The organism is Mesorhizobium sp. NPDC059025, from assembly GCF_042739655.1.
Classification (GTDB): domain Bacteria; phylum Pseudomonadota; class Alphaproteobacteria; order Rhizobiales; family Rhizobiaceae; genus Mesorhizobium.
Map to the genome: position 1 here is coordinate 81,024 of NZ_JBHYIM010000006.1, position 12,651 is coordinate 93,674.

Annotated in this window: 12 protein-coding genes, 1 tRNA gene and 1 pseudogene; 7 read left to right on the forward strand and 7 right to left on the reverse strand. The window is 58.9% G+C overall.

Annotated elements, in window-relative coordinates:
- Positions 1-154 precede the first annotated feature (154 nt).
- Positions 155-511 carry a hypothetical protein gene (locus ACFWYE_RS15915; protein ID WP_129415969.1) on the forward strand — a complete coding sequence of 119 codons (357 nt, stop codon included), beginning with the start codon at positions 155-157 and terminating at the stop codon, positions 509-511.
- An 80-nt stretch (positions 512-591) separates the two neighbouring features.
- Complete coding sequence (locus ACFWYE_RS15920; RefSeq protein ID WP_379112604.1) at positions 592-981, forward strand: DUF427 domain-containing protein; 390 nt, start codon at positions 592-594, stop codon at positions 979-981.
- Between the two features lie 24 nt (positions 982-1,005).
- On the opposite strand, the gene ACFWYE_RS15925 is transcribed toward ACFWYE_RS15920, so the two are convergent.
- The gene (locus ACFWYE_RS15925) at positions 1,006-1,899 is read right to left on the reverse strand and encodes a transcriptional regulator GcvA (protein ID WP_379112607.1); all 894 of its coding nucleotides are present in this window, start codon (positions 1,897-1,899) and stop codon (positions 1,006-1,008) included.
- A gap of 110 nt (positions 1,900-2,009) precedes the next feature.
- On the opposite strand from ACFWYE_RS15925, the gene ACFWYE_RS15930 reads away from it, so the two are divergent.
- Both ACFWYE_RS15930 and ACFWYE_RS15935 read left to right on the forward strand, forming a co-directional pair.
- Positions 2,010-2,495: a VOC family protein gene (locus tag ACFWYE_RS15930; RefSeq protein ID WP_379112610.1), complete on the forward strand. Its 486-nt coding sequence runs from the start codon at positions 2,010-2,012 to the stop codon at positions 2,493-2,495.
- Positions 2,496-2,527: 32 nt separating this feature from the next.
- Positions 2,528-3,259, forward strand: a complete 732-nt coding sequence (locus tag ACFWYE_RS15935) for an SDR family oxidoreductase (RefSeq protein WP_379112612.1) — start codon at positions 2,528-2,530, stop codon at positions 3,257-3,259.
- 33 nt (positions 3,260-3,292) lie between these two features.
- Here the strand turns inward: ACFWYE_RS15935 and ACFWYE_RS15940 are convergent, their stop codons facing one another.
- Complete coding sequence (locus ACFWYE_RS15940; RefSeq protein ID WP_379061456.1) at positions 3,293-4,051, reverse strand: polysaccharide deacetylase family protein; 759 nt, start codon at positions 4,049-4,051, stop codon at positions 3,293-3,295.
- A gap of 90 nt (positions 4,052-4,141) precedes the next feature.
- Positions 4,142-6,802, reverse strand: coding sequence for a pyruvate, phosphate dikinase (ppdK, locus tag ACFWYE_RS15945; protein WP_379112615.1), 2,661 nt, complete (start codon positions 6,800-6,802; stop codon positions 4,142-4,144).
- A gap of 363 nt (positions 6,803-7,165) precedes the next feature.
- Between ppdK and ACFWYE_RS15950 the strand changes: the two genes are divergently transcribed.
- Together ACFWYE_RS15950 and ACFWYE_RS15955 are read left to right on the forward strand one after the other, a co-directional pair.
- Complete coding sequence (locus ACFWYE_RS15950; protein ID WP_379061460.1) at positions 7,166-7,510, forward strand: VOC family protein; 345 nt, start codon at positions 7,166-7,168, stop codon at positions 7,508-7,510.
- A gap of 119 nt (positions 7,511-7,629) precedes the next feature.
- A tRNA-Gln gene (locus tag ACFWYE_RS15955) sits at positions 7,630-7,704 on the forward strand.
- Positions 7,705-8,274: 570 nt separating this feature from the next.
- Here the strand turns inward: ACFWYE_RS15955 and ACFWYE_RS15960 are convergent.
- Together ACFWYE_RS15960 and ACFWYE_RS15965 are read right to left on the reverse strand one after the other, a co-directional pair.
- Positions 8,275-9,282 (reverse strand): annotated as a pseudogene (locus tag ACFWYE_RS15960) (recombinase family protein); the annotation flags it as partial.
- Between the two features lie 528 nt (positions 9,283-9,810).
- Positions 9,811-10,446 carry a hypothetical protein gene (locus ACFWYE_RS15965; RefSeq protein WP_379112617.1) on the reverse strand — a complete coding sequence of 212 codons (636 nt, stop codon included), beginning with the start codon at positions 10,444-10,446 and terminating at the stop codon, positions 9,811-9,813.
- 153 nt (positions 10,447-10,599) lie between these two features.
- Between ACFWYE_RS15965 and ACFWYE_RS15970 the strand changes: the two genes are divergently transcribed.
- Positions 10,600-10,836, forward strand: a complete 237-nt coding sequence (locus tag ACFWYE_RS15970; RefSeq protein ID WP_379113129.1) for a multiprotein-bridging factor 1 family protein — start codon at positions 10,600-10,602, stop codon at positions 10,834-10,836.
- A gap of 53 nt (positions 10,837-10,889) precedes the next feature.
- Here the strand turns inward: ACFWYE_RS15970 and ACFWYE_RS15975 are convergent, their stop codons facing one another.
- Together ACFWYE_RS15975 and ACFWYE_RS15980 are read right to left on the reverse strand one after the other, a co-directional pair.
- Complete coding sequence (locus ACFWYE_RS15975) at positions 10,890-11,048, reverse strand: hypothetical protein (RefSeq protein ID WP_379112620.1); 159 nt, start codon at positions 11,046-11,048, stop codon at positions 10,890-10,892.
- Complete coding sequence (locus tag ACFWYE_RS15980) at positions 11,045-12,334, reverse strand: hypothetical protein (protein ID WP_379112621.1); 1,290 nt, start codon at positions 12,332-12,334, stop codon at positions 11,045-11,047. Before ACFWYE_RS15980 ends, ACFWYE_RS15975 begins: the two co-directional genes overlap by 4 nt.
- Between the last annotated feature and the right edge of the window lie 317 nt (positions 12,335-12,651).

Genomic DNA, 12,651 nt, shown 5'->3' on the forward strand with positions numbered 1-12,651 from the left:
GGAACGTCGAGAAAGTCCAGACTGCCGCAGGTCAGAAAAGACCCTTTGTGCGCGCATCGCGCGGCGATTCTGCAACCGACCATTGTCAAGCCGACCAAAGTCTGCATATTTTCAAGCTGGCGGGACGTGACAGGCGAGATGGATGAGGTTCGCGATGGACCCGCAGATCGACGATGAAGCCCTTGAAACCGCGCTTGAGGAAAGCCTCGGCGAGCTGACACCGGTGGCCAAGGCCGTCTCCACGGAGGAATTTGCAACTGTTGTGGACGGCGCGCTCGAAGCCGTCAGCGGCAAGCTTCTTTTCAGCATGTGCGTGTTGAATGAGGGCGCCGACGAGTATGTCGCCGCTGCATCCGTCGGCGACGGCGAGAACCGGCAATATCTGCTGCTGTCGCTGCCGGCCAAGGGCGGCTCGCTGAAGGTGGAAACCGCCTCCAAGAGCAGCAACCCCGCCGCACGTATCGCCGAGGCGTATGCCGGGCTGATGGATGCGCTGAAGGTCGCCGCCTGATTCCAGAGCTGGTTTTGTCAGCAGGTTGCTGGCGCTAGCCATCGCCGGCTCTATATGGGAGCCAGCAGTGGAGATGTCTTATGGACCAGAAAGCCAATCCTGCCCCCGGTTTCAAGCGCAGCCCTGGGCACACGATCACCGTCGAACCGTTCGATGGCACGGTCACCGTCAGCTTCGGTGACACGGTGATCGCGACCTCCGGTCGTGCCCAGCTTCTGCAGGAAGCGAACTATCCGCCGGTGCTCTATGTGCCGTTCGCCGACATTCGATTTGACATGCTGGTGCCAAGCGACAGCTCGACCCACTGTCCCTTCAAGGGTGATGCCAGCTACTGGAGTGCCGATACCGGCGTTGAAACGCGCAGGGATGTGATGTGGGCCTATCGGGCACCCTACGACGAGATGCTCGTCATCAAGGATCACGGTGCATTTTACCCTGACCGGGTCGAGATCGAAACAACCGCAACCTAGCTCTTCCCTGCCAATACCGATCCCTCAAGTCTCGGCTGGTTGGATTTCCGAAAGGAGCCAGTCCCGAAAAGCCCGTACCTTGCGCTGACGAATGGCATCAGGAAGATAGACGACGTAGAAGCTGGAAAGAGACTTCAGCGCGTGCGCGAAAGGACGAACCAGCCTGCCGCTGGCCAGATCGGCGGCGACAAGCATGGTGCGGCCGAGCACGACCCCCTCACCCTGCACGGCAGACTCGACGGCGAAACTGGCGGAATCGAAGGTCAACCCGCTACAGGGGTCCACGCCTTCCACCCGCGCGCTGGCAAGCCAGGTTGCCCAGTCGATCGGATAACCATCGTGGATCAGCGTATGGTGCCTGAGGTCCTCAGGTTCGTGCAGCGGATGCGCGCCTTCAAGCAGCTTTGGACTGCAGACCGGGAAAACCTCTTCACCAGCCAGGAATTCCGATGTCAGCCCGGGATAGTCACCACTGCCATAACGTATGGCGACATCGATGCCGTCGCCGCGGAAGTTGGTGAGTTTCCCTGTCGTCGAGACCCGAACGTCGATATCGCCGTGAGCGCGATGGAAGCGATAGAGCCGCGGCACCAGCCATTTTCCGGCGAAACCGTCAGACGTGCTCACATTCAGCGTCGTGTTCGAATGGCGGCTCGTCGCGGAGGCCGTGGCTATCGCCAATTGATCAAGCATGTCGCGGACGGCGCGCGCATAAGGTTCGCCGACGGCAGTGAGACGCACGGACCTCGTGGCACGCTCGAACAGCTGAACGCCGAGCTGATCTTCAAGGTTCTTGACTGCCCTGCTGATGGCACCATGCGTGACATTGAGTTCTTCCGCCGCCCTGGAGAAGCTCAAATGCCGTGCGGCTGCCTCGAAACTCGGTAAGGCGTTGAGTGGCGGAAGCTTGCGAGCCATCGGTTATCTGTGAGTGATCTTCACAAATTTGTGCCAACTAGTGGTTTGTCGGTCAAGCTACTACCGGCGAAGATGTCAGCCAATTTGTGATCAAAGCTCACGGGATCAGCATGGCTACGATTCGTCCTTTTCTATGGTTCAACGGAAATTCGGCAGAAGCACGGGATTTCTATATGTCGGCTTTCAAGGACGCGAAGGCTCTCGGAACCCGGGAATTCACCGACGGTTTTTCCAAGGCGGGCGGAGGCGTTCCACATGCGGTCTTCGACTTCGAGCTCGAAGGGCTGAAGCTGACAGCGCTCGACGCAGGATCCATGCCGCCCTTCAATGAACGGCTTTCGCTCTATATAGAAACCAAGGACCAGCAGGAGACCGACTACTACTACCATGCGCTCATCGCAGGTGGCGGCTCCGAAAAGCCGTGCGGCTGGCTGCAGGACAAATTCGGGGTCTACTGGCAGGTCATCCCGGAGATCGCGCTGAAACTGATGACCGACCCGGACCGAGAAAAGGCACATCGGGCAAGGCAGGCCATGTACGGCATGACCAAGATCATCGTCGCGGACCTGGAAGCTGCCTACGCAGGTCAAGCGTAATCCTCCAACATCATCAAGAGCAGAGGCTCCCCATGGCATCGCTTACGGGCAAGAAAATCGTCGTCGTCGGGGGCAGCTCCGGCATCGGGCTCGGTGTGGCTGCTGCAGCTTTGCAGAATGGCGCCGATATCACGATCGTCGGTCGTTCGCACGACAAGCTGCAGACTGCACGACAATCACTTGGTGCAGACAGCAATGTGAGAAGCATTGCTGCCGACATGACCAAGGAAGCGAAAGTCAGCCGGCTGTTCGAGGAAATCGGATCGTTCGACCATCTCGTCTCGACGGCCGGGACGCCGCCCCCAAATTATCCGATCAACGATACCGACATGGATTTCGTGCGCAGCTTCGTCGACAACAAGCTGATTGGTGCGGTCATGCTCGCCAAACATGCGGCACGTACGCTTAGAATTGGAGGCTCCATGACCTTCACCTCCGGTATCAACAAGGATCGGCCGCCGGTTCCTGGCGGCTCGGTGGTGTCCGCCATCGCCGGTTCGTTCAGCTATTTCGCCAGGGCGCTCGCGCTGGAACTCGCACCGATGCGTGTCAACATCGTATCGCCCGGCTGGGTCGACACGCCGATGTGGGACGAGCTTGTCGGAGAGGCCAAATCCGGCTTCTTCCAAGACATCGGTTCCAGACTGCCGGCTGGAAAGGTTGCAAATCCGGCCGACATCGCACCTGCCTACCTCTACCTCATGGCAAACGAGTTCATGACGGGTGAGACGCTCCATATCGATGGCGGACAGAGGCTGATCTGAGAGGCTAGCCATCCCGCGCGCGCAGGCGCGCCCTCAGTAACCAGCAACCGTCTCAACCGTTGTGCCGTCCGAGCCTTCGGCAGGAACATCGGACAGCTTGACGAACGAAAAGCCCTTGGCCTTGAGCGCGAGGATCCCTTTGGCGACCCCCTCGCCAGCCGCATGTGTCGGCTGGTTGATATGGGCGATCACCACGTCGCCATCACGGGCAGCGGCAATGCGTTTTTCGGTGGTTGCGGCACCAAGCAGCGAGCCGCCATCGCCGTTGACGGAGTAGCCGGCGACCCGCAGACCAAGCTTGCGGATCTGCTCGATGGCACTTTTGCTGTAGCGTGCCGTTGCCCCGCGAAACCAGCGCGGTGCCGTCGCACCGGCCGCCTCGATGGCTTCCGCGCCGCCTCGCACTTCCTTGTCGACCGCCTCGGGTGAACCGGCTGCGGCAATGCCGAAGATACGGATCGGCCGATCAACAGCCGGCACGTGCATGGCACCGTGGTCCTCGATCTCGAACAGGTCCGGATGTGCTTGCAGTTCGGCCAGCACATCCTTGTTATGCTTCAGCCAGCGGCCGGTGACGAAAATCGTCGCCGGGATGCTGTTGTCGACCAGCACCGACAGGATGCGGCGATCGGTCTTGCCCATGCAGGCATCGAAGGTCAGCGCAACACGCGGCACAGCTTTGCCGCCCGGCGTTATGCGCAGCGTCGGCTCGACAAGACGTTCCGACGGCCCGGCGAAGGCCGGACCGCTCAGCAGCGTCGCCGTCAAGGCAGCGGTGACAAGGATGCGCATCGCAATTTCCAAAGAACTCTGTTCCCGCCGCCCATGGCTGGCGAAAACGGCGATCTTGCGACGGAACGTGCAAGACCGCCGGATGTTCCTCTACTTCGCCACCGCCGCCTGCGCCGCCGCCAGACGGGCGATCGGCACGCGGAAGGGCGAACAGGAGACGTAGTCCAGCCCCACTTCCTCGCAGAAGCTGATCGAGGCCGGATCGCCACCATGCTCGCCGCAGATGCCGAGCTTGATGGACGGACGCGTACCCCTGCCCTTTTCGGCAGCCATGCGCACCAGTTCGCCAACGCCATCGCGATCGAGCGACACGAACGGATCCTGCTCGATGATGCCTTTCTGGCGATAGGTCTCCAGGAAGGAAGCCGCATCATCGCGCGAAATGCCGAAGGTGGTCTGCGTCAGGTCGTTGGTGCCGAAGGAGAAGAATTCCGCCGTCTCCGCAATGACATGGGCGCGGATGGCTGCCCGCGGCAGTTCGATCATGGTGCCGGTGAGGTAGTCGATCTTGACGCCGGTCTCGTCCATCACGGCCTTGGCCACCTGGTCGATGCGCGCCTTCACGTAGTCGAGCTCCTTCACGATGCCGACCAGCGGCACCATGATTTCCGGCACCACCAGCGCGCCGGCCTTGCGACCGGCCTCGACTGCCGCCTCGAAGATGGCACGTGCCTGCATCTCGGCGATTTCCGGATAGGAGACCGCCAGACGGCAGCCGCGATGGCCAAGCATCGGGTTGAATTCGTGCAGGGCCTCAGTGCGCTGCCGAAGCTTGTCGGCCGAGACATTCATGGCGGCGGCGACCTCGGCCACCTCCTCCTCGGTCTTGGGAAGGAATTCATGCAGCGGTGGGTCGAGCAGTCGGATGGTCACCGGCAGACCGGCCATGATCTCGAAAAGTTCCAGGAAGTCCGAGCGCTGCATCGGCAGGAGCTTGGCAAGTGCCGAGCGACGATCCCTCTCAGTATCGGCCAGGATCATCTCGCGCATGGCGACGATGCGGGCGCCGTCGAAGAACATGTGCTCGGTACGGCAGAGCCCGATACCTTCGGCACCGAAGGAGCGGGCCATGCGCGCGTCGGCCGGTGTCTCGGCATTGGTGCGCACTTTCATGCGGCGCGCACCATCGGCCCATTCCATGATGGCGGCGAAGTCACCGGACAATTCGGGCTGCAGCATCGGCACTGAACCCTTCAGCACCTGGCCGTTGCCGCCATCGATGGTGATAATGTCTCCCTTCTTGAAGGTGGCGCCGAGCGCAATCAGCACGCCTGCCTTATGGTCGACGCGCAGCGAACCGGCCCCTGAAACACATGGCTTGCCCATGCCGCGCGCGACCACTGCGGCATGGCTGGTCATGCCGCCGCGCGTGGTCAGGATACCTTCGGAGGCATGCATGCCGTGAATATCTTCCGGCGAGGTTTCGACGCGCACCAGGATTGCCTTGCGGCCCTGCGATTTCAGTTCTTCGGCGTCGTCGGAGGAGAACACGATCTCGCCTGTGGCGGCACCAGGCGATGCCGGCAGGCCGACGCCGATGACGTTGCGCTCGGCGCGCGGATCGATGGTCGGATGCAGAAGCTGATCGAGCGAAGACGGATCGATACGGGCCACCGCCTGTTCCTTGGTGATCAGGCCTTCATGAGCCATGTCGACCGCGATCTTCAGAGCGGCCTTGGCCGTGCGCTTTCCGGATCGAGTCTGCAGCATCCACAATTTGCCGCGCTCGATGGTGAATTCGAGATCCTGCATGTCGCGGTAGTGCTTTTCGAGCTTGTCCGAAATCGCGACAAAGTTGGCAAAGGCCTCCGGCATCAACTTCTGAAGCGAAGGCTTGTCGGAACCAGCGGCGATGCGGGCTGCCTCGGTGATGTTTTGCGGCGTGCGGATGCCGGCCACGACATCTTCGCCCTGTGCGTTCACCAGGAACTCGCCGTAGAGCAGCTTCTCGCCGGTCGATGGATTGCGGGTGAAAGCGACGCCGGTAGCCGAGGTCTCGCCCATATTGCCGAATACCATGGCCTGGACGTTGACGGCCGTGCCCCAGGCTTCGGGAATATCGTGCAGGCGACGGTAGGTGATAGCGCGCGCGTTCATCCAGCTGGAAAAGACGGCGCCGATGGCGCCCCAGAGCTGCTCACGCGGATCCTGGGGGAACGGTTTGCCGAGCTCTTCTTCGACCTTGGTCTTGTAGAGCGCGATGACACCTTGCCATTCGATGGCGGAAAGTTCCGTGTCGAGTTCGTAGCCAAGGCTGGCTTTCTGGTCCTCCAGGATTTCCTCGAAGACCTCGTGATCGAGTCCCATCACGACATCGGAGTACATCTGGATGAAACGGCGGTAGCTGTCATAGGCAAACCGAGCGTCACCGGAATCGCTCGCCAATGCCTCGACCGTCTCGTCATTGAGTCCGAGGTTGAGCACGGTATCCATCATGCCCGGCATCGATGCACGGGCACCGGAACGCACCGAGACGAGAAGCAGTTTGCCGGGATCGCCGAAGCTGCGGCCGGTAATCCGGCCGATGTGCCCAAGTGCCTCGTCGACATCGCCCTCCAGTGTACCCGGATAGGCGCGCCCATTGGCATAGTAGTGATTGCAGGCGTCGGTGGTGATCGTAAAACCTGGCGGCACCGGCAGGCCCAGGCTGCACATCTCGGCCAGATTGGCCCCCTTGCCGCCCAGCAGATTCTTATCTCCCGCGCGGCCTTCGGCCGCTCCGTCGCCAAAGGTGTAGACCCACTTGGTCATGCTCGCTCCTCAGCCTGGTTTCGCCTCTGGGGCTCCTGCCCCGGGGTAAGCCTCGCGGCCTGCCTAGGATGCTGCGCTGCGAAAGGCAAGCGCCTGAAACCCTCGCCCGCAGCTACAATCGATTAAGCCATTTTAGGGGTGAGTGATGTGTCGGAAATCGGGCAGCTGGTGCCACTCGAAAGGATGGCGGGATGCCATGTCATCAAACTCCGTTCTCACGGGAAAAGGAATCACTCGACCAGTTCGACAGAGAAGGCGGACGGCTCGCCATGCCGAATCCAAGCGCCCTCATAGCCATGAAGCCCTTGAGTCTCTGGCGGTTCCCATGCCATAAAGAACATATGAAGAACAAAGGGTGCTGCAATGCGTAAGACAGGCAAACTCGACTACATCGAAATGCCGGCTACCAAAGGCAAGCTCGACAACGTCAAGGCATTCTACAGCGCGGCCTTCTCCTGGTCGTTCACGGATTACGGGCCAACCTATTCGGCTTTCAACGAAGGCCTGGACGGCGGCTTTGATGCCGACCCCTCCGCTGCAACGGCCAAACCACTGCCGGTGCTCTATTCGGAAAACCTGGAAGAGACGCTCGACGCGGTCACCAACGCCGGCGGTACGATCGTCAAGCCGATCTTCTCTTTTCCCGGCGGCAGGCGCTTTCACTTCGCGGATCCGGCCGGCAACGAACTGGCCGTCTGGAGCGAATAGCCGTTGCGCGAGCCCCCGACCTTCCGCGGGGCTCGTGCATCGATTTTGGCATGTTATTGGCGATTGTGCTTTTGGCCGGCTCTGCCTATAAGGCCGCTCACATCCGATTCATCGGCTGTTGGGGCGTCGCCAAGCGGTAAGGCATCGGTTTTTGGTACCGACATTCCCAGGTTCGAATCCTGGCGCCCCAGCCAAATTGGATGCTCCGCCGATACGTTGGCTCTCCCGGCCTGTTGCGCTGCAGCCGAAGCTAAAGTTTCCGCAAGCAAATCAAAAGGTTGTCTGAAGACCGCCTGAACCTCACCTCGGGTCCATCCGCAGTTCGACAGCACCAGATTCAGAAGCCGTTTCTTTTCGTGCGCGGGTTGGCGGGCGAACAACTGGCTGGCGTTGCGAGCCAATTCGAGCAGCCGAATGCCGTCGTCCATGTATGATTCCTGAGCCTCGCCGTGGCGTTCGATCTTTCGTAACAGCCGCGTCTGCTCAACGCGCCACTGTGTCGACATGCGGTCATAGAAGGCGTTGTCGATGCGCCCGTCGAGTTTGTCGAGATACATGGCGTTCAAGCGATCTTCGATGCGCTTGTATTCGGTTTGGCATCTGTGGAGGGCTTGCTCATGTTCACGCTTCTCGTCCGCGTGGCTTGCCTTGAGTGCCTCCCGTACCCAGTCCAGCACTTCCTCGTCAAAATGCAGCGCGTCGAGTAGCGCTGCAAATGTCTGATCGAGCACCTCCTCGCGAACGTATTTGCGGCGGCAATCGGCATAGCCGCCCCGGCCTTTGTCGGTATGCCCGGTACAGTGGTAGTAGACGTATTTGCCTTTCTTGATCTCGGCCACGACCGCGCAGTTGCACTCGGTGCAGGTCATCAGGCCGGTGAAGGCAAACTCTTTCCCGCCAGAATGAATGGGAGTCGCATTGCGCCCCGTCAGGACACCCTGGACGCGTTCCCACAATTCGATCGACACCAGCGGCTCGTGTTTGCCTCGGTGCAGCTTGCCGTTCCACTGGAACAAGCCGGAATAAAGCCGATTGCGCAGGATCGCATGTGTCGTGCTCACGGGGACGAGATTGCCGCTCTTTGGATAGACCAGCCCGTCGGCATGGGCGGCTTTGGTGAGTGCTTTGAGTGAATACTGTCCCGTCGCGTAGCGTTCGAACAGCTTGACGACAATTGGCGCGAGCACAGGATCCGGCTCGATGACCTTCTTCCCGTCCTTGGCCACGACGTTGACATAGCCAAGCGGCGCTTTCGTTGGCCAAATGCCCTGCTCGGCTTTCTCCATCTGGCCCTTGCGCGCCTCCTCGGACAGATTGTCGATGTAGTTCTTGGCCATCAGCACCTTGATGCCATGCATGAACTTTTCCGAGGAACGGGAGTCCCGCGACAGTACCACGCCCTCTTTGGCGAGGTGGATCTCGACATTCAATTCGTCGAGCGTCACCCAGTCTTTGAGGTTGCGATAGAGCCGGTCGGTCTTTTCGACCAGGATGACGCGCACGCCCGGATGTTTGCGCAGATACTTGACCATCTCGCTGAAGTTGGTGCGTCCGCTGGCCTTGGCAGTCTCGATGTCGATGTATTCTTGGGCGATCGCGAACTGATTTTGCAGGGCGTAATCCCGAAGCAGCTTGCATTGCGCTGGTATGGAAAATCCCTCTTTCTCCTGCTCCTTGGAAGAGACACGAGCATAGAGCAGTGCTTTCACCAAGTTCGGGTTTTTTGGGAGTTGAATGGTGCGCTGATCCATCGTCGACGCTTCCTTGGTCATTGGGGTCGGCGGTAGTACCGGTGAGAATGACTAGGGCGGGCAGATCATTGACGCCTCAGGCCCATCGTCAACCCGGTTAGCAGATAATTTATGCCCCTCGCCTGCCGTTACTCCGCTGGATGATTACGCGGCACCGACTTTTGCGCCCGCTCTGTCCGATCCCAGTCAGAAAGGATGCGAAAGAAACCAGAGACATTCTCCACGATCTGCCGAGCATCTTCCTTGGACATAGATCGGCCGGTGCGACTTTCGAAAAGTCGAATAGTTTGTTCCAACACGGCGTCATTGACTTTGCGCTTGCACGACGACAAAGCCGTTTCGGCCGGCAATCCGCTGTCATCGTCTAAATAGTGCCCAGCTGTCTTCACCATTCCTGTTCCGCTCGGATTTCATCCGCATCGGAACAGCATCAGAGAAACTTCCAAAATCTCGAATGACCGTTATGTGCGCTTGCCTTGCCTTTTCTACCCCCTTCAGCAAACCAATAGGGCGAATGGACTCCTTCACTCTGTCGCTCGCGTGATGCGACTATGTCGTAGGGTCGATGCAGTGGTGGCGGGCGACGTCGTCGAGCACCGAACGGATATGAGGCCATGGGAAGTTGTGTGGGTCCTCCCAGTGCTCGCCGTTGCGTATGATGACCATCAGCTTAGCCAATATACCTTCGATGGAAGACACAGGAGACCGTGACAGGTCATCTAAAAGTGCCTGTTCCGCCGCTTCCGCTTGCCTTATCAGATCGTCTGTTCTCGAATACCCGATCTCAGCATCCGCAGCGTCCCATCGCGCCTGTTGCGCGGCCAAGCTCGCGAGTGCCCTACCCCATTCGACTTCGGGAAAATGGAGATCCTTGAGGTCCTCAATGGAATGGACCGTCACCTCATGGCCATCGCAAAGCTGCACGTCGATGCGAGGAAAACCCACCGTCCTAGCGAGATCTGTTTCCAACTGATGTTGCCGGTGGCACAGCGTCAGTGTCTTATCGTGAAGCCTCTGCCAGTTTTGGCAGAGGTCGAGAACAGCATCGCTTAGCTCCGGGTCGCTTCGTGGACCCTCGTGACTTGAAACTCCAAACGGCCAGAATACGCTTGTCACAGCAGCACCCGCAATTAGTCGCCTGCGCGTGACGGAAGGCAAAGTCGTGCTAATGTCGGAATCAGCCATGATCCGAGCTCCTTACAGCTTGGGTGTGGTTAGGCTGCTGAGGGTGGTGCTAACACCGTCAGCAGCCGCAGCGGCCAGACCCTATTATCGTATCAATGGTACGATAACTTGATTGAAATTTTGGATCAACGAAAATCGTATCTCTGTTACGAAATGAACATTATCCAATGCAAAATGGCGCGCGCTGCACTTGGCTGGGGAACGAGGGATTTGGCTCGGAACGCCAACGTATCACCTGACACCATCGCTCGATTTGAGCGAGGAGAACATCTCAAGAGTTCGACGGTAGCCGCGATACAGGCCACATTCGAGGCAGTTGGGATAGAATTTATACCGGAGAACGGTGGCGGTCCTGGCGTGCGCCTGTCACATCGCGCGAAGAGTACATGACGGATGCGGCCAAGATGGCGCTGCAGAGATACGATCTCAATTAGGCGGTGACTTCAGTCATCATCATCCAATCTCTGCCGCGACAGCAGCCATTCGACAAAGTCCTCTTGCTCTTCAGGGGAGTCGATGTCGTGCTCGAAGTGCAAGATCTCGCAAAATTCAGCTACGACCGCTTCGCGTGGAACACGTCGTTCAATGCGGTATTGCATCACGATTGCGAGCTTCCGGACGAGTGATTGATAGGCCGAATAGGCTTCGTAGGCAGAGTCATAAGGCGGTTTGTCAGCATCTTCTCTCGCACGAGGGCGTAGTCGACTAGGTGCTCTGAGTGAGGACGCACCTCCTGGAGGGCGGCCTGAATGTCCTCGAGGGAAAGATAGCCATCAGGCACGGTGCGGTCCTTCTGACGTGCGTCTCTGTTGACTTTTTTGCAGTCGGAGCAGACCGATACGAAGTGCGAGGCCCCGACCCAGAAGTCGTTCCGGTATTGAGGAAACAGTCGTGTCCTCCGTGTAATCGTCTCGAGGTCGGTCTCGTCAACGAGAACCCGAAGGCTCCTTACACCTCCTGACCATTTTTCAGTCTTGGCCTTCCTGACAATCTCCCGCTTCGCGCGGCCACAACAGGTGCAGGTCCAGTCCTCAGGCGCAGCCCCCCATGTCTTTGGAGAAACCGGATCGGAATAGGCTGCATACTCCTCGTCCGAAGGAGCAACAGCAGGGAGTACCCCCCGCGGTTCGGAAAAACGTAGCGAATCCAAGCTGACGGACCGAGTAAGGAATTCTGCCTGCAGCCCATTAATCTCGGACCTGCGGTCATCCGCACGAATCTGCTCGTAGAAGGCGTTCAACACAGTTTCCTGGCTGCCGAGTAGCTCCTGCATTGGTCTGATGCCCAGCCATCCCTCCCTGTCGTGCGAGATGCGACGGCTGCCAATCTCATGGATCAGCGTATCAAGAAGGTCTAATCGCATTTCAAAGCCATCACGTTGCTCCTCCCAGATCGACCGAGCTCTCACGACATCGATACCGTGATCTAAGCCAGCGCGCGGAATCGCAAATTTCTTGATTTCAGAGACGGTGAATGTGAAACGGCGATCGATTTCAGGAAGCAGTCTTTTAGCCTTCCCGTCGGCTGCATTGCATTCCGAACACACCATCGCTTCGGAAAAGCGCGACGTTATTTCCCTAGCGAGCCCCAGCATTTGCCCAGTACCGGGAAGCCTGTCCCGCCAGTCCTCTCCAAGCAGCTCCCCGGCACGCGGCCAGACGAGGTCCCGCAGGTGGTCGTGATGTATCTCCAGCTTTCCTAGAAGAATGCCTCGCTTGGAAAGTCGGAAGCATTGCCCTTTCGACCTACCACATCCGGCACAGGACCAAACCTGATGGGTCAGAGCCCAGTTGCGATTGAGGTCTAGGCCCTTCGCACCAGATGCCTTCATCGCCGCCTTCGTCTGCTCACTCCATCGGCCGTCGCGATCACTGAAATGCCATTGCATCTCCTCATCCGACAGACGCGATGGTCTGTAAAATATGAGATAAGCTCCCCAACTATTTGAATTCGGGTCCATATCCGGATCGAATTGGATGGGGTCGTCGTCATTGAATCCAAGTTGATACCTCACGAGAGGTTAAACGTGTCAGCATTAAGCTAAATAAACGGACCGCGTAGAGCGCCAGGTTTCACGCCCCCCCAAGTATCAAGTGCTTGAACTAGCGGAAAGAGAGCCTTCTCCTCAGACCACTCGAAATAGGGCGCAGGTTGCCTGGCATCGATATCAAAGAGGCAGTCAAGCCTTGTACCTCGCCTCGAAAG